Source organism: Azospirillum sp. UENF 111221 (genome assembly GCF_058780625.1).
In genome coordinates this window covers 211,692-231,739 of sequence record NZ_JBSNCH010000002.1, presented here as the reverse complement: position 1 = coordinate 231,739, position 20,048 = coordinate 211,692, and the positions used below count along the sequence as shown (strand labels likewise).

The 20,048-nt window shown below is 68.2% G+C and carries 18 protein-coding genes; 15 read left to right on the top strand and 3 right to left on the bottom strand.

Annotated elements, in window-relative coordinates:
* Nucleotides 1–10: 10 nt before the first annotated feature.
* Nucleotides 11–457, bottom strand: a complete 447-nt coding sequence (locus ACWPN3_RS05590; protein WP_492243683.1) for a methylglyoxal synthase — start codon at nt 455–457, stop codon at nt 11–13.
* A 236-nt stretch (nt 458–693) separates the two neighbouring features.
* On the opposite strand from ACWPN3_RS05590, the gene kduI reads away from it, so the two are divergent.
* The 3 genes from kduI (at nt 694) to ACWPN3_RS05575 (ending at nt 2,788) form a co-directional block, all read left to right on the top strand.
* Nucleotides 694–1,530 carry a 5-dehydro-4-deoxy-D-glucuronate isomerase gene (kduI, locus tag ACWPN3_RS05585; RefSeq protein WP_109096382.1) on the top strand — a complete coding sequence of 279 codons (837 nt, stop codon included), beginning with the start codon at nt 694–696 and terminating at the stop codon, nt 1,528–1,530.
* A gap of 45 nt (nt 1,531–1,575) precedes the next feature.
* A complete protein-coding gene (gene kduD, locus ACWPN3_RS05580; RefSeq protein ID WP_109096381.1) occupies nt 1,576–2,334 on the top strand; it encodes a 2-dehydro-3-deoxy-D-gluconate 5-dehydrogenase KduD in 759 nt (252 codons plus the stop codon).
* Nucleotides 2,335–2,404: 70 nt separating this feature from the next.
* Nucleotides 2,405–2,788, top strand: coding sequence for a cupin domain-containing protein (locus ACWPN3_RS05575; RefSeq protein ID WP_492243684.1), 384 nt, complete (start codon nt 2,405–2,407; stop codon nt 2,786–2,788).
* Nucleotides 2,789–2,871: 83 nt separating this feature from the next.
* Here the strand turns inward: ACWPN3_RS05575 and ACWPN3_RS05570 are convergent, their stop codons facing one another.
* The gene (locus ACWPN3_RS05570; protein ID WP_109096379.1) at nt 2,872–3,654 is read right to left on the bottom strand and encodes a GntR family transcriptional regulator; all 783 of its coding nucleotides are present in this window, start codon (nt 3,652–3,654) and stop codon (nt 2,872–2,874) included.
* A 304-nt stretch (nt 3,655–3,958) separates the two neighbouring features.
* On the opposite strand from ACWPN3_RS05570, the gene uxaC reads away from it, so the two are divergent.
* From uxaC to ACWPN3_RS05550, 4 genes are all read left to right on the top strand, one after another.
* The gene (uxaC, locus tag ACWPN3_RS05565; protein ID WP_492243685.1) at nt 3,959–5,359 is read left to right on the top strand and encodes a glucuronate isomerase; all 1,401 of its coding nucleotides are present in this window, start codon (nt 3,959–3,961) and stop codon (nt 5,357–5,359) included.
* Between the two features lie 217 nt (nt 5,360–5,576).
* Nucleotides 5,577–7,100: a UxaA family hydrolase gene (locus ACWPN3_RS05560; RefSeq protein WP_492243686.1), complete on the top strand. Its 1,524-nt coding sequence runs from the start codon at nt 5,577–5,579 to the stop codon at nt 7,098–7,100.
* Between the two features lie 99 nt (nt 7,101–7,199).
* Nucleotides 7,200–8,138, top strand: coding sequence for a DMT family transporter (locus ACWPN3_RS05555; RefSeq protein ID WP_492243687.1), 939 nt, complete (start codon nt 7,200–7,202; stop codon nt 8,136–8,138).
* Between the two features lie 43 nt (nt 8,139–8,181).
* Nucleotides 8,182–9,102: a sugar kinase gene (locus ACWPN3_RS05550; protein ID WP_492243688.1), complete on the top strand. Its 921-nt coding sequence runs from the start codon at nt 8,182–8,184 to the stop codon at nt 9,100–9,102.
* A 33-nt stretch (nt 9,103–9,135) separates the two neighbouring features.
* On the opposite strand, the gene ACWPN3_RS05545 is transcribed toward ACWPN3_RS05550, so the two are convergent.
* A complete protein-coding gene (locus ACWPN3_RS05545; protein ID WP_492243689.1) occupies nt 9,136–9,738 on the bottom strand; it encodes a TetR/AcrR family transcriptional regulator in 603 nt (200 codons plus the stop codon).
* 73 nt (nt 9,739–9,811) lie between these two features.
* Here ACWPN3_RS05545 and bdcA point away from each other — a divergent pair, with 73 nt between their 5' ends.
* The 8 genes from bdcA to ACWPN3_RS05505 all read left to right on the top strand — a co-directional run bounded on the left by bdcA (nt 9,812) and on the right by ACWPN3_RS05505 (nt 20,016).
* Nucleotides 9,812–10,525 (top strand): SDR family oxidoreductase, encoded by a 714-nt coding sequence (gene bdcA / locus ACWPN3_RS05540; RefSeq protein ID WP_492243690.1) that lies wholly within the window; start codon nt 9,812–9,814, stop codon nt 10,523–10,525.
* 265 nt (nt 10,526–10,790) lie between these two features.
* Nucleotides 10,791–11,651 carry a GntR family transcriptional regulator gene (locus ACWPN3_RS05535; protein WP_492243691.1) on the top strand — a complete coding sequence of 287 codons (861 nt, stop codon included), beginning with the start codon at nt 10,791–10,793 and terminating at the stop codon, nt 11,649–11,651.
* The gene (locus ACWPN3_RS05530; protein ID WP_492243692.1) at nt 11,648–12,718 is read left to right on the top strand and encodes a Gfo/Idh/MocA family protein; all 1,071 of its coding nucleotides are present in this window, start codon (nt 11,648–11,650) and stop codon (nt 12,716–12,718) included. The genes ACWPN3_RS05535 and ACWPN3_RS05530 overlap by 4 nt, the downstream gene beginning before the upstream one ends.
* Before the next feature lie 267 nt (nt 12,719–12,985).
* Nucleotides 12,986–13,624, top strand: coding sequence for a TerC family protein (locus ACWPN3_RS05525; RefSeq protein WP_492261166.1), 639 nt, complete (start codon nt 12,986–12,988; stop codon nt 13,622–13,624).
* Nucleotides 13,625–14,138: 514 nt separating this feature from the next.
* Nucleotides 14,139–15,143: a TRAP transporter substrate-binding protein gene (locus ACWPN3_RS05520; RefSeq protein WP_098735923.1), complete on the top strand. Its 1,005-nt coding sequence runs from the start codon at nt 14,139–14,141 to the stop codon at nt 15,141–15,143.
* Nucleotides 15,144–15,241: 98 nt separating this feature from the next.
* The gene (locus ACWPN3_RS05515; protein WP_174474888.1) at nt 15,242–15,781 is read left to right on the top strand and encodes a TRAP transporter small permease; all 540 of its coding nucleotides are present in this window, start codon (nt 15,242–15,244) and stop codon (nt 15,779–15,781) included.
* A complete protein-coding gene (locus ACWPN3_RS05510) occupies nt 15,772–17,055 on the top strand; it encodes a TRAP transporter large permease (RefSeq protein ID WP_109096368.1) in 1,284 nt (427 codons plus the stop codon). The genes ACWPN3_RS05515 and ACWPN3_RS05510 overlap by 10 nt, the downstream gene beginning before the upstream one ends.
* A gap of 387 nt (nt 17,056–17,442) precedes the next feature.
* The gene (locus tag ACWPN3_RS05505) at nt 17,443–20,016 is read left to right on the top strand and encodes a DUF4347 domain-containing protein (RefSeq protein ID WP_109096367.1); all 2,574 of its coding nucleotides are present in this window, start codon (nt 17,443–17,445) and stop codon (nt 20,014–20,016) included.
* The last annotated feature ends 32 nt before the right edge of the window (nt 20,017–20,048 follow it).

Genomic DNA, 20,048 nt, shown 5'->3' with positions numbered 1-20,048 from the left:
CGGGACGCGCTCACAGCTTGCGCGTCTCATAGGCCGTGAAGCTGGCGGCGCGCGGGGCATAGCCGCTGGCGAAATGGGCGGAGGAGACGATCATGTCGGCGGTGGCCTCGTTGCAGGCCATCGGGATGTTGTAGAGCGTCGCCAGCCGGGTCAGCGCCTTCACGTCGACATCGTGCGGCTGGGCGGTCATCGGATCGACGAAGAAGACCAGCAGGTCGATCCGCCCCTCCGCGATCATCGCGCCGATCTGCTGGTCGCCGCCCAGCGGGCCGCTCTTCAGCGGGGTGATGTCCAGGCCGGGATGGGCGGCGCGCACCTTCTGCCCGGTGGTGCCGGTCGCCCAGAAGGCGTGGCCGTCCAATGCTTCGATGTTGGCGCCGATCCAGGCGATGAGGTTCGCCTTGCGGGCGTCATGGGCGACGAGGGCGATGCGCTTGCGGGGCTGCTGACTGGACATGACTGGACACTCCGGGCGAAGACCGTTCACTAATATATTACCTTTGAGGCCGACGCAACGCGGCCCCTCCGACCCTACCGCACTCCCCCTTCGGACCAGCGACTTTGTCGCACCCTCCGCCGCCTGAAATGTCCGGCACTCCATCATTAGAGCTTGCCCGGCTTACTAGTATATTAGTATGATGGCGCCAGACCCGCCGGGACGCCGGCTGCACAGATTTTAAAAGGACCTTTCCCATGAAAATCTCCGTCCGGCACGCCTCCCATCCCGACGCGGTCCGCGGCTTCGACACCGAGACGCTGCGCGACCATTTCCTGGTCCCGACCCTGTTCGAGGCGGACGAGACCGTCTTCACCTACAGCCACATCGACCGTTTCGTCGTCGGCGGCGCCATGCCGGTCGCCGGCCCGCTGAAGCTGGACTCCTCCAAGGAGATCGGCTCGCCCAACTTCCTTGACCGGCGCGAGCTGGGCGTGGTCAATGTCGGCGGCGCCGGCCGCGTCACCGTCGACGGCGCCGTCTATGAGCTGGCGCCGCGCGACGCGCTCTATGTCGCGATGGGCAGCAAGGACGTCGTCTTTGAAAGCCTGGACCGCCGCGAGCCGGCCAAGTTCTACCTGAACAGCACGCCCGCCCATGCCCGGTTCGAGACGATGAAGATCTCGATCGGCCAGGCCAAGGCCGTGCATCTCGGCGACCCGGCCCAGTCGAACGAGCGCACCATCTACCAGATGATCCACCCGGACGTGGTCCGCACCGCGCAGCTGGTGCTGGGCATGACGGTGCTGAAGCCGAACAACATGTGGAACACGATGCCGTGTCACACCCATGACCGGCGCTGCGAGGTCTATTTCTACTTCGACCTGCCGGAAGAGGCGCGCGTCGTCCACCTGATGGGCGAGCCGGAGCAGACCCGCCACATCGTAGTCGCCAACGAGCAGGCGGTGATCTCGCCGCCCTGGTCGATCCATTCCGGCGTCGGCACCCGCAACTACACCTTCATCTGGGCGATGGGCGGCGACAACCAGGACTTCACGGACATGGACTTCGTCGCCATGGACCGCCTGCGCTGACGCGCCCGCCGATTTGAAACCAACTCATAAGAACGGGAACCGACCATGAGCATTTCGTTCGACCTGACCGGCAAAGTGGCGCTGGTCACCGGCGCCAACACCGGCATCGGCCAGGGCATCGCCGTGGCGATGGCCGAGGCCGGCGCCGACATCGCCGCCGTCGACGTGGTGTCGCTGGACGAGACCAAGGGTCTGGTCGAGGCGACCGGCCGCAAGTTCCTCGGCATCCACGCCGACCTGACCTCCATCGCCCCGGTGCAGGGGCTGGTGGAGCAGACGGTCGCCACGCTCGGCGGGCTGGACATCCTCGTCAACAACGCCGGCATGATCCGCCGCGCCGACGCCGTCGACTTCAGCGAGGCCGACTGGGACGCCGTGATGAACCTCAACATCAAGACGGTGTTCTTCCTCTGCCAGGCCTTCGGCCGCTATGCCATCGGTGCCGGCCGCAAGGGCAAGATCATCAACATCGCCTCGATGCTGTCCTTCCAGGGCGGCATCCGCGTGCCGTCCTACACCGCCTCCAAGAGCGGCGTCGCCGGCATCACCAAGCTTCTCGCCTGCGAATGGGCCGGCAAGGGCATCAACGTGAATGCCATTGCGCCGGGCTATGTCGCCACCAACAACACCGCGGCTCTGCGCGCCGACGAGAACCGCAGCGCCGAGATCCTCGGCCGCATCCCGGCCGGCCGCTGGAGCGTGCCGTCCGACATCGGCGGCCCGGCGGTGTTCCTGGCCTCGGATGCCGCCGACTACATCCACGGCACCATCCTGCCGGTCGACGGCGGCTGGCTGGCGCGCTGACCGCAAAAGCAGCCCTCCCCGCCCCTCACGGGCGGAGGAGGGCTTTTCCATTGGGGGAGGAAACCGGACGATGACCACCGCAACGGCGACCGATGTGTTCCTGACCGCGGGCGACATCCCGTGGCAGGATCTGGGCGACGGCGTACGCCGCAAGATCCTCGGCTACAACGACACGATGATGATGGTGCGGGTGGAGTTCGAGGCCGGCGCCATCGGCGCGCAGCATCGCCATCCCCATGTCCAGTGCGCCGTGGTGGAGAAGGGATCCTTCGACGTCACCATCGACGGCCGCACCAAGCGGCTGAACACCGGCGACGGCTACATGGTGCCGTCCAACGTCCTGCATGGCGTGGTGGCGCTGGAGCCGGGCGTGCTGCTCGACATCTTCACCCCGATCCGCGAGGATTTCCTGGGCGAGCCGATGGCCTACGCTGCCGAAACCGACGCAAAGTAACTCCCCCGATCAGGGCGCAGGCCGGTTTTCAGACCGGCCCGGCGCCCCGGCCCTTTCAAATCGGCCCCCTCAGATCGGCCTTTTCAAATTGGGTCGCCCGGCGCCGTGAAATAGCGCGGGTAGTCGCGGCGGATGTCGGCGACCGAGATCTGCAGATCGTCCAGATGGTCGTCCAGCGCCTTGATGGCGGCAGCGGGGTCGTTCGCCGCCATCGCGTCGAGGATGGCCGTGTGCTCGGCGATCACCTCGGCGATGCGGCCGCGCACCGGCAGGGTCAGCAGGCGGTAGCGGTCGATCTGCACCTTGGTCTGCTGGATCAGCGTCCAGAAGCCGGGATAGCCGGCGATCTCCGCGATCAGCGCATGGAACGCCTCGTCGGCCTGATGGAAGCCTTCGTAATTGGCGGTTTCCTGCATCTCGCGCTGCAATTCCAGATTGGCGCGCAATGCCGCGATCTGGCTGCGGCTGGCGCGTGCCGCCGCATAGCGCACCGTCGCCTCCTCCAGCGCCTTGCGGATGGCGAAGGCTTCCGGCAGGGCGTCCAGCGGGATGCGCGACACGAAGGTGCCGGACTGCGGGAAAATCTCGATCAGCCCCTCGTCGGCCAGCTTCAGCACCGCCTCGCGCACCGGCGTGCGGCTGACGCCATAGGACTCGGCGATCTGCTTCTCGGCGATGGCGTCGCCGGGCTTGCGCTTCAGCGAGACGATCTCGCCGCGCAGGTCGCGGTAGATGCGCGATGCGACGGTGGCGGCGCGGCGCGGCGGGCGCACCGCCGGGGCCGGGGCCGCGCTGCGGCGCACGGCTGCGGAGGTCAGGCCGCCTTCATCTTCTGTCGTCGCGACCTTCTTCACCGATGGCTCCATTCCGGCAAACATACAGATGTCGTGGGGCGACGGTCCGCCACCCGCGAGATGTTCCTCATCCCCAGCAATCTACCTGCCCCTCTTCGTCAACGTCAAACCCATCGCCGGTTTTCCTTATAGGCCGGGTGCGGCGACTGGGCGCAGCCTTCACCGGCTCCGAAGCCCCATCGGCGGAACGATTGGGCTTGCAATCAGATCTGATATATTAATATTATACGACCAGCCGGTAGGGACGGTCCCCCGCACGGACCCCGCCTTTTCCCCACCCTGCTTTTGCCCTTCTCTTGCAGCGTAGAGGCTTCCGATGCTTCACCCCGACCGTCTTTTCCCGAGCGACCCGACGCAACGTGCCATCGCGCGCCGCCTGTACGGCGAAGTCGCCGCCCTGCCGATCGTCAGCCCGCACGGCCACACCGATCCGTCCTGGTTCGCGCAGAATGAGGCGTTCCCCGATCCGGCGAGCCTGTTCGTCAAGCCCGACCATTATGCATTCCGCATGCTCTACAGCCAGGGAATTCCGCTGGAGCAGCTGGGCGTTCCGCGCAAGGACGGCGGAGAAACCTCGACCGATTCGCGCGCCATCTGGCGCCTGCTCGCCAGCAACTGGCACCTGTTCCGCGGCACCCCGACCTCGATGTGGCTGACCCACGCCTTCGAGACGGTGTTCGGCGTCACCGAGCGCCTGAGTGCCGCCAGCGCCGACCGCATCTACGACCAGATCGAAGAGTGCCTGCGCAAGCCGGAATACCGCCCGCGCGCCCTGTTCGAGCGCTTCAACCTCGAAGTGCTGGCGACCACCGAATCGCCGCTCGACCCGCTGGTCCACCACAAGGCGATCCGCGAGAGCGGCTGGAAGGGCCGAGTCATCACCGCCTTCCGTCCGGATCCGGTCGTCGATCCGGAGTTCGAGGGCTTCCGCGACAACCTCGCCGAGCTGGCCCGCATCACCGGCAAGGACACCGCGACCTGGGACGGCTACCTCGCCGCGCTGGCCGACCGTCGCCAGTATTTCAAGAGCTTCGGCGCCACCTCGACCGACCACGGCCACCCGACGGCGGCGACCGCCGATCTGGCGCGCGGCGAGGCCGAGAAGCTGTTCGACATCGTGCGGCGCGGCGGTGCGACGGCCGAGGAGTCCGAGCTGTTCCGCGCCCAGATGCTGACCGAAATGGCGCGGATGAGCCTGGAGGACGGTCTGGTCATGCAGATCCACCCCGGCAGCTTCCGCAATCACAACGACCTCGTGTTCCAGCGCTTCGGCCGCGACAAGGGTGCGGACATCCCGAGCGGCACCGAGTATGTGCGGGCGCTGAAGCCGCTGCTCGACCGCTTCGGCAACGAGCGCGACCTGACCATCATCCTGTTCACGCTGGATGAGGACAGCTATTCCCGCGAGCTGGCGCCGCTGGCCGGCCATTATCCGGCGCTGCGCGTCGGCCCGGCCTGGTGGTTCCACGACAGCCCCGAGGGCATGCGCCGCTACCGCGAGATGATCACCGAGACCGCCGGCTTCTACAACACGGTCGGCTTCAACGACGACACCCGCGCCTTCTGCTCGATCCCGGCCCGCCACGACGTGTCGCGCCGCGTCGATTGCAGCTTCCTCGCCCGTCTGGTCGCCGAGCACCGGATGGAAGAAGACGAGGCCGCGGACCTGGCCGTCGACCTCGCCTACCGCCTCGCCAAGAACGCCTACAAGCTGTAACGGCCCAATCCCCCTCCCCCCCGGGGAGAGGGTCGGGGTGAGGGGGATGCACCGCAGGATTTTCCCAAAGGTCCCGCCACGCTCCCCCCTCACCCTAACCCTCTCCCCGCTTTCGGCGGACCGGAGGTCCGCCTGTCGCGTCAGCGCAAACGAAGTTTGCGCGTGAGCGGGGGAGAGGGGACATCACGTCTCCTTCGCGCCTCAAGGACATCTTCCCATGGCATCGCTGACCATCCGCCTGCACCCCGCCGACAACGTCGTCGTCGCCGGCGCCGACCTGGAGCCCGGCACCGCTCTGCCCGGCACCGAAGTCGCGACCACCGGGCCGGTGCCGGCCGGGCACAAGGTCGCGGTGCGCGCCATCGCGCTGGGCGAGCCGGTGCGCAAGTACAATCAGGTCATCGGCTTCGCCACCGCGGCGATCCAGCCGGGCGACCATGTCCACGTCCACAACATGGGCATGGGCAGCGATTTCGAGCGCGACTATGCCTTCGGCGCCGATGTCCACCCGGTCGAGCCGATCCCGGAGGCCGAGCGCGCCACCTTCCAGGGCATCCTTCGCCCGGACGGCCGCGTCGCCACCCGCAACTACATCGGCGTGCTGACCTCGGTGAACTGCTCCGCCACCGCAGCAAGGATGATCGCCGACCATTTCCGCGGGGCAGCACTCGCCGCCTATCCAAACATCGACGGCGTCGTGGCGCTCACCCACGGCTACGGCTGCGGCATGGCCGGCAGCGGCGAGGTGATGGACACGCTGCGCCGGACCATCGCCGGCTATGCCCGCCACCCGAACTTCGCCGCGGTGATCCTGCTCGGCCTCGGCTGCGAGGTGAACCAGATCGACAAGCTGATGGAGGCCACCGGCCTTGAGGAGGGCGCCCGCGTCATCCCCATCGGCATCCAGGACATGGGCGGCACCGCCGCGGCGGCCCGCGAGGGCATCCGCCGGATCGAGGCGCTGCTGCCGGAGATCAACGACGTCACCCGCCAGACCCTGCCGGCCAGTCATTTGACGCTGGCGCTGCAATGCGGCGGCTCCGACGGCTATTCGGGCATCACCGCCAACCCGGCGCTGGGCTATGCCGTCGACCTGCTGGTCCGCAACGGCGGCACCGCCGTGCTGAGCGAGACGCCGGAGGTCTATGGCGCCGAGCATCTGCTGACCCGCCGCGCCGTCCGCCGCGAGGTCGGCGAGGCGTTGGTCGAGCGCATCGGCTGGTGGGAGGAGTACACCAGCCGCACCGGCGGCGAGATGAACAACAACCCGTCGCCCGGCAACAAGAAGGGCGGCCTGACCACCATCCTGGAGAAGTCGCTGGGCGCGGTCGCCAAGGGCGGCACCACCCCGATGACCGCCGTCTACCGCTATGCCGAGCCGATCACCGACAAGGGCTTCGTCTTCATGGACACGCCCGGCTACGATCCGGTGTCGGCGACCGGACAGGTGGCGGGCGGCGCCAACGTGCTGTGCTTCACCACCGGCCGCGGCTCGGTGTTCGGCTGCAAGCCGACGCCCAGCCTGAAGCTGGCGACCAACAGCACTTTGTTCCGCCGCATGCCGGACGACATGGACATCGACTGCGGCGCCATCGCCACCGGCGACGCCTCCATCGAGGAGGTCGGCCGCGCGATCTTCCAGCTGGTGCTCGACACCGCGTCGGGCCGCAAGACCAAGAGCGAGGAACTCGGCGTCGGTGCCGACGAATTTGCTCCTTGGCAGATGGGAGCGGTTATGTAAGGGGTCCGCCCCCTTAACCATGACCGATGACGAGCCGGCGCCATGCCCGACAGTTCCACCCCTCTCCCCGGCCCCCGCAGTGATGCCGGACCCTCGCCGGTGAACGCGCCGCAGACCCCGATCCAGCCTACCGTCAATCCGCAGGCCGGGCCGGGGTCCAAGGGCACGGAGCCGATGCGGGCGATCCTGCTGGTGGTGCTGGGGGTGGCCTGCCTGTCCTGCTCCGACGCCACGGCGAAATATCTCGGCCGGACCCTGCCGCCGGCCGAGATCGCCTGGATGCGCTATGTCGTCTTCACAGCATTGGTGATGCCGCTGGCGCTCCGCGGCGGTTCGCTGAGCGTGCTGAAGACGACGCGGCCGGGGCTTCAGGTGGTGCGCGGGCTGGGCATGCTGGGCTCGGCGCTGTTCTTCATCATGGCGATGCAGCATCTGCCGCTGGCCGAGGCCGCGGCGATCAGCTTCGTCTCTCCCGTCTTCGTCACCGTGCTGTCGATCCTGCTGCTGGCCGAGACGGTCGGCGTCCGCCGCTGGGCGGCGCTGCTGGTCGGGCTGGCCGGCGTCATCATCGTCATCCGGCCAGGGGCGGAGGGGTTCCAACCGGCCTCGCTGCTGCCGATCCTGACCGCCTTCAGCTGGGCGCTGGGGCTGGTGGCGACGCGCAAGATGACGGTGCAGGAGAACCCGCTGACCACCATGGTGTGGAGCGCGCTCACCGGCCTGATCGCCCTGACGGCGCTGCTGCCGCTGCATGCGGCATGGCCGACGCCGTGGGAGATGCTGCTGGGGGTCTTCATCGGGCTGGTCTACACGGCGGCGCAATGGCTGCTGATCCTGGCCTACCGCCAGGGCGAGGCATCGGTGCTGGCGCCCTTCACCTACGTACAGCTGATCTGGTCCACGGCGCTGGGGTTCCTCGTCTTCGGCGCGGTGCCCGACCATTGGACCTTCGTCGGCACCGGCGTGATCATCGCCAGCGGACTCTACACCGCGCACCGCGAGCGGATGCGGGCGCGGGAACGCCGTTCTGTTGCCTGAAATGGGATTTGCCGGGGCCATCCCCGGCTTGCGGAGAAGAAGCATGACCGACACGCCCAACCGCGTCGCCGCCCTCGGCGAATGCATGATCGAGATGTTCCGGCGGCCGGACGGGTCGCTGACCATGGGGTTCGGCGGCGACACGCTGAACACCGCGGTCTATCTGGCGCGTCTGGGCACGCCGGTCGACTATGTCACCGCGCTCGGCGACGACAGCATCAGCGACGACATGGTGGCGGCCTGGGCGGCGGAAGGCGTCGGCACCGGCCATGTCCTGCGCGTGCCGAACCGCCTGCCCGGCCTCTACCTGATCGAGACCGACGCCAGCGGCGAGCGCCGCTTCCTCTACTGGCGCGACAATGCCCCGGCGCGCGAACTGTTCGCCCTGCCCCAGACGACGGAGCTGTCCAAGGCGCTGGAAGGCTACGGCATCGTCTATCTGTCCGGCATCAGCATCGCCATCCTGGGCGAGCAGGGCCGCGAGCGCCTGTTCGAGGTGCTGGAGCGGGTGCGGGCGCAGGGCGGCAAGGTCGCCTTCGACACCAACTGGCGTCCGCGCCTGTGGCCGGACCTCGACACCGCGCGGGCCGCCTTCGACCGCATGCTGGCACTGACAGACATCGCGCTGCCCGGCGTCACCGACCTGCGCGACCTCTATGGTGACGCCGATGCCGACGCCGTGCTGGCTCGCGTCCGCAAGGCCGGCGTCACCGAGATCGTCCTGAAGCTGGAACAGCCCGGCTGCGTGGTGATCGAGAATGGCGAGGCGGTCGAGGTGCCGGCGCAGAAGGTCGCCACGGTGGTCGACACCACGGCGGCCGGCGACAGCTTCAGCGCCGGTTATCTGGCATCCCGCCTGCGCGGCGAGGGTCCGGCCGACGCCGCCCGCGCCGCCCACAAGCTGGCCGCCGCCGTCATCCAGCACCGCGGCGCCATCATCCCGCGCGACGCCATGCCGGCCTGATTCGCGGTTTTCTGTCGGCTTCAAGCCGACACATCACCCTTCCGCCGCCAGTTCGCGGCGGAAGGCGCGGCCCGCCATCCGGGCGACGACGGTAAGCGCCTCCTCGCCCATGCCGTCGCGCGCCGCCGCCGACATTCCCTTCATCGTGATGGCGACGAAGTCCGCCAGCGCGTCGGCCCGCTCCGGTGCCTCCGCGGCGATGAAGTCGCGGATCGCCGCCACGCCGGCCTTTCTCATCGTCTCGGCCAGCGCTGCCGCTTCCGGGTCGGCGCTGTTGCGCGCCCCGTCCAGCACCAGACAGCCCGCCACCCCATCACGCTTCGGATAGAGCCGCGCCGCCAGCAGCAGCGTGCGCTCGATCACCTCGGCCATGCTGCCGCCCTCGGCCTGCGCGCGGGCGAAGATGTTGGCCTCCCCCGCCGCATAGCGCCGAAGCGCCCGCTCGAACAGCCCCGCCTTGCTGCCGAAGGCGGCATAGAAGCTCGGCGGCTTGATTCCCAATTCGGCTCCCAGCTCGGCGACGCCCACGGCGTCGTAGCCGCGGGCGTGGAACAGCCTCATCGCCGTCTCGACCGCCTCGTCCACATCGAAGGACCGCCGCCGTCCACGGGCTCCGGATTTTTCTGTAGCGACCACTATATTTTCTCCTTGCGGAAATCCCCCGCCTGGATTTATATAGCGCTCACTACATTTTCTCAAGGAGCACATCATGGGTGAGTTCACCGGCCGCAAGATCCTGGTCCTCGGCGGCAGCCGCGGCATCGGCAAGGCCATCGTCCGCCGCTTCGCCAAGGCCGGCGGCGCGGTCGCCTTCACCTATGCCGGGTCGAAGGACGCCGCCGAGGCGCTTGCCGCCGAAACCGGCGCGGAGGCCATCCAAACCGACAGCGCCGACCGCGACGCCCTGATCGCAACGGTGGCCGGCCGCGGCGCGCTGGACGTGCTGGTGGTCAATGCCGGCACGGCGATCCTCGGCGATCCGCTGACCTTCGATCCCGACGCGGTCGACCGGATGATCGACATCAATGTCCGCGCGCCCTACCACGCGGCGGTCGAGGCGGCCCGGCGGATGAACGACGGCGGGCGCATCATCGTCATCGGCTCGGTCAACGGCGACCGCATGCCGTTTGCCGGCGGGGCCGCCTACGCCCTGACCAAGGCGGCGGTCCAGGGCATGGTGCGCGGCCTCGCCCGCGATTTCGGCGACCGCGGCATCACCGTCAACGCCATCCAGCCGGGTCCGACCCACAGCGACATGAACCCGGCCGACGGCCCGATGGCGCCCGCCATGCACAGCTTCATGGCGATCAAGCGCCACATCGACGCCGACGAGGTCGCCGAACTGACCGCCTATGTCGCCGGCCCGCATGCCGCGATGATCACCGGCTCGTTCCAGACCATCGACGGCGGCTTCGGCGCCTGACCGACGGGTCCGATTGCCGTCGAAGCCGGACCCGCCCGTCCCGGCCGTCATCCCCCGCCCTGGCGGAGTTGACGGCCGGGACGTTTCCTTCGGCACTCCTGCTCCGTTCCCCACCGCCCCGCAGCCAGGGTGCCCCACAGCCATGACGGGAATGGGGGGCGCCTTTGTCACACCCGGATCCGAACGGGGGATGAGCGAAATCGCTTGCCGCGCTAGCTAATATATTAGTATTCTGAGGCATGCGCTTCTGAGGAGGCTGGACGCCATGCCAACGGGCAACCCGCCGGCCAAAACCGGTTCCATCGCGGCGACACCGCCATCGACAACGCCACCGGCCACGCCACCCGCCACGCCGGTCATGCCGGCCAAGGCCGCCGCGCTGCTGGTCCGCCCGCCGGCGCGCCGGGACATGCGGCGCGGTCCGACCGCCGCCGACGCCATCCACCGCGACCTGCGGGCGGAGATCGTGTCGCTGAAACGCAAGCCGGGCGAGCCCATCGCCGAAAAGCAGATCGCCGAGGCCTATGGCGTCAGCCGCACGCCGGTGCGCGAGGCGGTGCTGCGGCTGGCCGACGAGGGGCTGATCGAGATCTTCCCGCAATCCGGCACCTTCGTCGCCCGCATCCCGCTGGGCGCCCTGCCGGAAGCCGGCGTGATCCGCAAGGTGCTGGAGCGGGCGACCGTACGCTTCGCCGCCGAACGCGCCAGCCGCAGCCAGATCGCCGCCTTGCGCGCCTGCCTGGAGCACCAGCGCGAGGTCGATGCGGTGGGCGACGCCGACGGCTTCCATCAGGCCGACGAGGCCTTCCATGCCCAGATCACCGAGATGGCGGGATATCCCGGCTTCTGGGGCATCATCCAGCAGGCCAAGGTCCAGCTCGACCGCTGCCGCCGCCTGACCCTGCCGGTCCCCGGCCGCATGCGCACGGTCATCGCCGAGCATGAGGGCATCGTCGAGGCCATCGCCGGCCACGATCCCGACCGGGCCGAACAGAGCCTGGTGCGCCATCTGGACAATCTGCAGATCACGGTGGACGACGTGCGCAACGCCGCCCCGCTCTATTTCTCCGGCAGCCTGACCGCCGACATCGCTGCCGCGACCACCCTGGACGGAGCGCTTCGATGACCGGTTCCCGTCGCCGCATCGGTGTCGTCGGCCTCGGCATGGCGTCGGCGCCGCACGCGCAGAGCCTGATCGATCTGGCCGACCGGGTGGAGGTGGCGGGCTGCTTCAGCCCGTCGGCCGACCGCCGCGCCGCCTTCGCCGCCCACCACGGCCTGCCGGTGGTCGACCGGCTGGAAACCCTGCTGGAGGACCCGGCGCTGTCGGCCGTCCTGCTGCTGACCCCTCCCGACAGCCATGCCGCTCTGGTGGCGCGCTGTGCCGCCGCCGGCAAGCATGTGCTGCTGGAAAAGCCGCTGGACGCGACGCCGGAGGGGGCGCGGGCGGTGGTCTCCGCCATGGAGGGAGCCGGGCTGACGCTGGGCGTGGTGTTGCAGCACCGCTTCCGCGCCTCGGTCGAGCGGCTGGCGGCACTGATGCGCGACGGCACGCTGGGCCGGCCGCTGACCGCGGCGGTCTCGGTGCGCTGGTGGCGCGACAACGCCTATTACGCCCAGCCCGGCCGCGGCATGAAGGCGCGCGACGGCGGCGGCGTGCTGCTGACCCAGGCGATCCACACGCTGGACGCCTTCGTCGGCCTCGTCGGCCTGCCGGATCAAGTTGCCGGATTCGCCGCCACCAGCGTCCTGCGCAAATCGGACCCAAGTGTGGGCATGGACACGGAGGATGTGGTCGCCACGGCCCTGCGCTACGGCAACGGCATGCTGGCGACCGTGAACGCCACCACCGCCGTCCATCCGGGCTATCCGGAGCGGATCGAGATCGCCGGGACCGGGGGCTCCGCCGTTCTGGCCGGCGACCGGCTGGAGGTGCAGCTGGTCGATGGCGAGCGCATCGCCGCCGGGGCGGACGGCGCCACGCTGGGCGGCGGCGCCGACCCGATGGCCTTCTCCCACCAGCATCACCGCGCGGTGCTGTCCGACTTCCTCGACGCGCTGGACGAAGGACGCCGGCCGCGGGTGGACGGGCGCGAGGCGCTGAAGGTCCACCGGCTGATCGAGGCGATGCTGGAGGCGTCTGGGCTTGAAGCATCGGGCCGTGGCGCGAGCGTGGAGGTCGGCACGCCCTGATCGGCAGTCCAACCGGAACGCCCACCGGCCGCAAGCGCGGCCTTGCGCAATCCACAGCTTTGGCGTAAAGCGCCAGAACCAGGCCGGGCCCCTCTGGCAACCTTCACCGGTTGCGATGTCGGACTGGGAACATCAGGAGCGGCCCGCGCCTTTTGCCCTTGACCGGCGCTTCCCGTCCGACGCCATCGGCGCGGCCCGGCCGGTCATCGGAAGACCCCGTGCGGCCTCTCCTCCCACACTGATCGTGATGCGAGGACTCGTGCCCAAATGACGGAACTCTTCACCACCGACGCGCTGTTCGCGCTGCTCCAGGTCATCATGATCGATCTGGTGCTGGCCGGCGACAACGCCATCGTCATCGGTCTGGCCGCCGCCGGCCTGCCGAAGGACCAGCGCGGCAAGGCGATCCTGATCGGCATCCTGGCCGCCACCGTGCTGCGCATCGGCTTCGCCGCCGTCACCACCCAGCTTCTCCAGATCATCGGGCTGCTGCTGGCCGGCGGCGTGCTGCTGCTGTGGGTCTGCTGGAAGATGTGGCGCGAGCTGCGCCAGTCCAATGAGGAGGACGAGGCGGTCGAGTCGCTGGAGAACGATGACGCCGCGGCGGCCGGCCCGCGCAAGACGCTGGGTCAGGCGGTCTGGCAGATCGTCGTCGCCGACGTGTCGATGTCGCTCGACAATGTGCTGGCCGTCGCCGGTGCGGCGCGCGAGCATCTGGGGGTGCTGGTCATCGGCCTGACCCTGTCGATCGCCCTGATGGGCCTCGCCGCCAGCTTCATCGCCCGCATCCTGCACAAGCACCGCTGGCTGGCCTATGTCGGCCTCGCCATCATCCTCTATGTCGCCCTGCACATGATCTATCGCGGCGCCCTGGAGGTGTGGCCCCTGGTGAACGGTCACGCCTGACCGACTGAAGGAGTTCGGCGCCGCATCCGAGTACTGGGGGGCTGGCTGCGGCGGACGCTGGGGCCGAATGTCGCACCCGCCCCCCTGCGGCGATCCGTGGTCTGGCCGAAACCCGCCCCGCCAGTCACTTTGTCCCTCTCCCCGCAATCCTGATCGCAATAAAGTCCGAACGGTTGTTGCCGCTTTGAACTTTCAGGGTTGCGCGCAGATTGATATACTAATATCCTAAGTACAGTGAACAGGGGGCGGCGCAAGGTTAGCCGGGGGGCTGAAGGAGGATGGGGGGCAGGGCCGGTGTCGGCCATGCATGGTGCCCGGTCGCGCGCCGCGCTGTCGCAGCGCTGCGAAATCCGGCCGCCGCAAGTCCCACCTTCCACGCTTCGTCTGTCACCGGTCCACGGTACGTGCTGTCGAGTGTGCAGGGCGGCCCGTCGCCTTCAGGCCAACGGGCAACGCCAGAACAAGAAAGGACGGGCCGCAACAGGCTTCGTCCCCACCATCAGGAGGAGAACCTATGAAGTTTTCGCTGACTTCGGTCCGCACCGCGCTGCTGGCCGCCTGTGCCGTCTGCGGCATCCTGGCCACCCCGATGCTGTCTGCGCCGGCCGACGCGCGCGACTTCCGGTCCGCCGACATCCACCCGACCGACTACCCGACCGTCGAGGCGGTCCGCTATGTCGGCAAGCTGGTGGCTGAGCGCAGCAACGGCAAGCTCGGCATCAAGGTGTTCCCGAACGGCGCGCTCGGCACCGAAAAGGACACCATCGAGCAGCTGAAGATCGGTGCGCTGGAGATGATGCGCATCAACGTGGCGCCGCTGAACAACGTGGTGCCGGAGACGATGGTCACGGCACTGCCCTTCATCTTCCGCGACACCGGCCACATGCGCCGCGTCCTGGACGGCCCGATCGGCGACGAGATCCTGGCGGCGATGGAAAGCCAGGGCATGATCGGCCTCGCCTTCTACGACAGCGGCTCGCGCAGCATGTATTCGGCCGCCAAGCCCTACAAGACTCTGGCCGACATGAAGGGCGCCAAGATCCGCGTCCAGCAGTCCGACCTGTTCGTCGCCATGATCCAGGCGCTGGGCGCCAACGCCACGCCGATGCCCTTCGGCGAGGTCTACACCGCGCTGAAGACCGGCATCGTCGATGCCGCCGAGAACAACTACCCGTCCTACGAATCCTCCCGCCACTTCGAGGCGGCCAAGTACTTCACCCTGACCGAACACGCGATGGCGCCGGAAGTGCTGGTCTTCTCCAAAGTCGCCTGGGACCGCCTGTCGAAGGACGATCAGGCCACGGTCCGCAAGGCCGCCAAGGACTCCGTGCCCTACATGCGCAAGCTGTGGGACGAGCGCGAGCTGAAGTCCAAGGAGATCGTGACCCAGGCCGGCGCCCAGATCGTCGAGGTTCCGAACAAGCAGGAATTCATCGACGCCATGAAGCCGGTCTACACCCAGTTCGCGAACACGCCGAAGCTGCAGAGCCTCGTCCAGCGCGTCCAGGAAACCAAGTAACGACCTTTCTGTAACGCCAAGAACAAGGCGGCGCGCGGCTTCGTCCCGTCCGGGACGGACCGCGCTCCGCCGGGGTCTCAGGAGTGGGGAGCCGCAGCATGGATATCGAGCTGCAAGCAATGGACGTCAGCCCGCCGCATGCGGCTGGCTGGTTGACCCGCATGAACGCGGCGCTGGCCAAAACCGGCATGTATGCCGCCATCATCGGCCTGATGATGATCGTGTGCGTCGTCTTCTATCAGGTGTTCGGCCGCTATGTGCTGAACAGCTCGCCGACCTGGGCGGAAAGCCTGGCCATCGTGCTGGTGCTCTACGTCACGCTGATCGGCGCCGCCGTCGGCGTCCGCGATGCCGGCCATATCGGGCTGGAATCGCTGCTGGTGATGCTGTCGGACAGCGCACGCCGCAAGATGGACGTGCTGATCTACGCCCTGGTCGGCATCTTCGGCGCCTGCATGGCCTACAATGGCTGGATCCTGGGCAGCTCCGTCGCCTCCTACACCATCCCGAACCTGCATGTCTCCGAAGCCGTGCGCTATGTGCCGCTGGTGCTGTCGGGCGTGCTGATCGTTCTCTTCTCCATCGAGCATATCGTCGCCATCGTGCGCGGCGAGGAGGTCAAGCCGTCATGGAACTGACCATCCTGTCCATCACCTTCTTCGGCTTCCTCATCCTCGGCATTCCGGTCGCCTTCGCCATCGGCCTGTCGGCGCTCTGCACCATCCTCTATGAAGGCCTGCCGGTCGCGGTGGTCTTCCAGCAGATGATGTCGGGCATGAACGTCTTCTCGTTCCTGGCCATTCCCTTCTTCGTCTTCTCCGGCGAACTGATGCTGCACGGCGGCGTCGCCGACAAGATCGTCACCGCGGCCAAGAGCATGGTCGGCCACATCCGCGGCGGGCTCGGCATGTCCAACGTGGTGGCCTGCACGCTGTTCGGCGGCGTCGCCGGATCGCCGGTCGCCGACGTGTCGGCCATGGGCGCCGTGATGATCCCGATGATGAAGCGGGAAGGCTACCACGCCGATTACGCGGTCAACGTCACCACCCACGCCGCACTCGTCGGCGCGCTGATGCCGACCAGCCACAACATGATCATCTACGCGCTGGCCGCCGGCGGAAAGGCGTCCATCGGCGCGCTGATCGCCGCGGGCCTGATGCCGGCGCTGCTGCTGATGGTCTGCAACCTGGGTGCGGCCTATTACGTCGCGGTGAAGCGCGGCTATCCCAAGGGGACCTTCCCCGGCTGGGACATCCTGGCGCATTCCTTCGCCGCCGCGGCGCCGGGCCTGCTGATCGTCGTCATCATCCTGGCCGGCATCACCACCGGCGTGTTCACCGCGACCGAGTCGGCCTCGGTGGCCGTGATCTACGCGCTGCTGCTGACCACCTTCGTCTACCGCACGCTGAGCTGGGAGAAGTTCCTGGCCGCCGCCGCCAAGACGGTGAAGACCACCGGCGTGGTGCTGCTGCTGATCGGCGTGTCGACCATGTTCCAGTACCTCATGGGTCTCTACGAGGTGGCGGACATGACCGGCGAGCTGCTGGCCGGCGTGTCGACCAACCCGCTGATGATCTTCCTGCTGATCAACATCATCCTGTTCCTGCTGGGCACCTTCATGGACATGGCCAGCACCATCCTGATCTGCACGCCGATCTTCCTGCCGATCGCCATGCAGTACGGCATGGACCCGGTCCAGTTCGGCATCGTCATGCTGATCAACTGCGCGCTGGGCCTGAACACCCCGCCGGTCGGCACCACCCAGTTCATCGGCTGCGCCATCGGCGGCGTGTCGGTGGGCGAGGTGATGCGCTCCATCACGCCCTTCTACGGGGCGCTCTTCGTCGCACTTCTGCTGGTCACCTATGTCCCGGCCTTCTCGCTGTGGCTGCCGCGCATGCTGATGCACTGAGGCGGACCGGGAAACAGGCGGCGCTCCCGCACCCCTGAACGACTTCTCTCCTGGACTGGGCCATCGGGTTTTCCCGATGGCCCTGTTTTTTGTGCGCTTTCCCCGCCCAGCCGCGCCGGCCCCTCCCGAATTGGGGGTAGTTTTCGAGTAATACCCCCCAATCTGGAAAAAGAGTGGCAAGCCGCCGCAACAAGCCCGACCGGCCGGATGGCGTCGAAATCGGAAGAGACCGCACCGCTTTCGCTATGACGGAGAAAACAGATCGCCCGGCCGGAGTGGATGCTTCCCAAGGAATGATGGGCTTATTGGACGTTGTTTGGTGGACATGATCCCGTACATCACAGAACGCGCAAACGACTTCCAACAATTCCCCAGAAAGGGGTTTTCATGCACGGGATCATTCTTGCCGACGCCGCTCTGGCCGACATCGATGCGCTGATCGGCCGGCACGCGCCGGACGTGACGGTGGTCCGGGTCGCCGCGGACGAGGACGCCCTGGGCCTGCTGGCCGACGCCCTGGAGGCCGCCCGCGAGGCAGGCCCGGCGGCGGTCCACCTGATCGCCCATGGCGCGCCCGGTGTTGTGAAGCTGGGAGCGACGCCGCTCGACACCAGCGCCCTGTTCGACCGCCGCTGGCCCGATGCGACCGGCTGCGAGATCCTGATCCATGCCTGCGACGTCGGCGCCGGAGGCAACGGCCGCCGCTTCGTCGAGCGTCTGGCCGCCGTCACCGGTGCCCGCGTCGCCGCCGCCAGCCACCCGGTGGGTCATGCCGACCAGGGTGCCTCCTGGGACCTCGACGTGGTGACCGGCCCGATCCTGGCGGCCCGCCCGTTCGCCGGTGCCGAGGCCTGGCCGCACCGGCTCGGCTACAGCGGCACCGCCACCAGCGGCAACGACACGCTGATCGGCGACAACAGCGGCAACACCATCAACGGGCTGGCCGGCAACGACAGCATCGTCGGCGGCACCGGCAACGACAGCCTGATCGGCGGCATCGGCAACGACACGCTGGTCGGCGGCGGCAATACGGGCCAGTCGGCCGGCGACACCATGAACGGCGGTCTGGGCGCCGATCACTATGTCGGCGGCAGCGGCTTCAACATCGTCACCTACGAGAACGCCACCAGCGGCCTGACGCTCGACCTGACCAACGGCGCCAACAACACCGGCGAGGCGGCGGGCGACACCTTCGTCAACATCCAGCGCTGGATCGGCTCCGAATATGCCGACAGCCTGACCGCCGGCGACACCGCCGTGTGGTTCTGGGGCCATGGCGGCAACGACGTCGAGCATGGCGGCGCCGGCAACGACACGCTGGAGGCCGGCGACGGCAACGACAGCGTCTTCGGCGGCGGCGGCAACGACCTGATGTACGGCCGCGCCGACAACGACCAACTGCATGGCGAACTGGGCAACGACACGGTGGCCGGCGGCGGCGGTGCCGACCTGATCTACGGCGATGCCGGCAACGACCTGCTGAAGGGCGATTGGGAGCGCGACACCGTCTATGGCGGCGACGGCGACGACACCATTCTCGCCGGCATCGTCAGCTCGGGCAGCTACGCCCAGACCCAGGCCGACCTGATCTATGGCGATGCCGGCAACGACCGCTACATCGTGGTCAGCCAGTATGACGCCGGGACGGTCAGCTTCGACGGCGGTGCGGGCACCGACACGCTGGAGCTGCGGTCGGACAACCTGACCAGCTACAACGGCTACAATCTCGAATATTACAACGACGTCGCCTCGCCGAAGATCGACATCAGCGGCATGACGCTGACCAGCGTAGAGACGCTGGCCCTCACCGGCAGCCAGCGCCACACCGTGACGATGACCGCGGCCCAGGGCAACGGCTTCGGCAGCATCACCGGTGCGGCAACCGGCGACGCCTTCGCCATCGTCGGCGCCGCGCTGTCGGGGACGGTCGGCAGCGGCAACGGCAGCACGCTGACCGCCGGCAAGGTACAGGCGGAGACGGTGAACGGCGTCACGCTGGTCCATGTCGGGCTCGACGGCACCGCCGGCTCCGACCTGACCCTGCGCATCGCCGGCAGCTTCGCCGCGTCCAACATCAGCCTGTCCGGCAACACCATCACGCTGGGCCAGGGGAGCGGCTCGACCGGCGGTGGCGATACGGGGGGCGGCAACACCGGAGGCGGCAACACCGGCGGTGGGACGGGCAGCACGGGCGGCCAGACGCTGACCGGCACCGACGGCCGCGACTATCTCACCGGCGGCAGCGGCAACGACACCATCATCAGCAACGCCGGCAACGACTACATGACCGGCGGCGCCGGCAGCGACATTTTCGTCTTCAAGCCGGGCGACGGCTGGGACTATGTCGGCGACTTCCAGGCCGGCAGCGGCGGCGACGTGCTGAACGTCGCGGGCTGGGGCGGCTTCAAGGACTTCGCCTCGGTGATGGCCGTCACCGTGCAGGACGGCGCCAACACCGTCGTGAATTTCGACGGCAACAACAGCGCCATCCTCGCCAACGTCACCCGCAGCAGCCTGACCGCCGCCAACTTCTCCTTCACCGCCATCGGCGGCAGCACGGGCGGCGGCAGCACAGGTGGTTCGACCGGCGGCACGCCGGGCCAGACCATCACCGGCACCTCGGCCGGCGAGTATCTGGCCGGCGGCAGCGGCAACGACACCATCACCGGCAATGCCGGCAACGACTACATGATCGGCGGCGCCGGGCGCGACACCTTCGTCCAGCATGCCAGCGACGGCTGGGACGTCATCGGCGACTTCCAGGCCGGCACCGGCGGCGATGTGATCGACATCCGCAGCATCAGCGGCTTCACCAGCCTGAACAGCGTGCTGACCCACTCGACGCAGGACGGCGCCGACCTGTCCATCGACCTGGGTGCGTTCAACTCGATCAAGCTGATGGGCGTCGACCGCAACAGCCTGACGGCGGAGAACTTCCTGTTCGCCAGCTCGGTGGGGTGATCGGGGGAAGCTGACCACTCCCTCTCCCCCGC

Excerpts from the sequence above, each read along its gene's own strand:
- ACWPN3_RS05590 (WP_492243683.1), bottom strand. The coding sequence starts at position 457 with ATGTCCAGTCAGCAGCCCCGCAAGCGCATCGCCCTCGTCGCCCATGAC.
- kduI (WP_109096382.1), top strand. The coding sequence starts at position 694 with ATGAAAATCTCCGTCCGGCACGCCTCCCATCCCGACGCGGTCCGCGGC.
- kduD (WP_109096381.1), top strand. The coding sequence starts at position 1,576 with ATGAGCATTTCGTTCGACCTGACCGGCAAAGTGGCGCTGGTCACCGGC.
- ACWPN3_RS05575 (WP_492243684.1), top strand. The coding sequence starts at position 2,405 with ATGACCACCGCAACGGCGACCGATGTGTTCCTGACCGCGGGCGACATC.
- ACWPN3_RS05570 (WP_109096379.1), bottom strand. The coding sequence starts at position 3,654 with ATGGAGCCATCGGTGAAGAAGGTCGCGACGACAGAAGATGAAGGCGGC.
- uxaC (WP_492243685.1), top strand. The coding sequence starts at position 3,959 with ATGCTTCACCCCGACCGTCTTTTCCCGAGCGACCCGACGCAACGTGCC.
- ACWPN3_RS05560 (WP_492243686.1), top strand. The coding sequence starts at position 5,577 with ATGGCATCGCTGACCATCCGCCTGCACCCCGCCGACAACGTCGTCGTC.
- ACWPN3_RS05550 (WP_492243688.1), top strand. The coding sequence starts at position 8,182 with ATGACCGACACGCCCAACCGCGTCGCCGCCCTCGGCGAATGCATGATC.
- bdcA (WP_492243690.1), top strand. The coding sequence starts at position 9,812 with ATGGGTGAGTTCACCGGCCGCAAGATCCTGGTCCTCGGCGGCAGCCGC.
- ACWPN3_RS05535 (WP_492243691.1), top strand. The coding sequence starts at position 10,791 with ATGCCAACGGGCAACCCGCCGGCCAAAACCGGTTCCATCGCGGCGACA.
- ACWPN3_RS05530 (WP_492243692.1), top strand. The coding sequence starts at position 11,648 with ATGACCGGTTCCCGTCGCCGCATCGGTGTCGTCGGCCTCGGCATGGCG.
- ACWPN3_RS05525 (WP_492261166.1), top strand. The coding sequence starts at position 12,986 with ATGACGGAACTCTTCACCACCGACGCGCTGTTCGCGCTGCTCCAGGTC.
- ACWPN3_RS05520 (WP_098735923.1), top strand. The coding sequence starts at position 14,139 with ATGAAGTTTTCGCTGACTTCGGTCCGCACCGCGCTGCTGGCCGCCTGT.
- ACWPN3_RS05515 (WP_174474888.1), top strand. The coding sequence starts at position 15,242 with ATGGATATCGAGCTGCAAGCAATGGACGTCAGCCCGCCGCATGCGGCT.
- ACWPN3_RS05510 (WP_109096368.1), top strand. The coding sequence starts at position 15,772 with ATGGAACTGACCATCCTGTCCATCACCTTCTTCGGCTTCCTCATCCTC.
- ACWPN3_RS05505 (WP_109096367.1), top strand. The coding sequence starts at position 17,443 with ATGCACGGGATCATTCTTGCCGACGCCGCTCTGGCCGACATCGATGCG.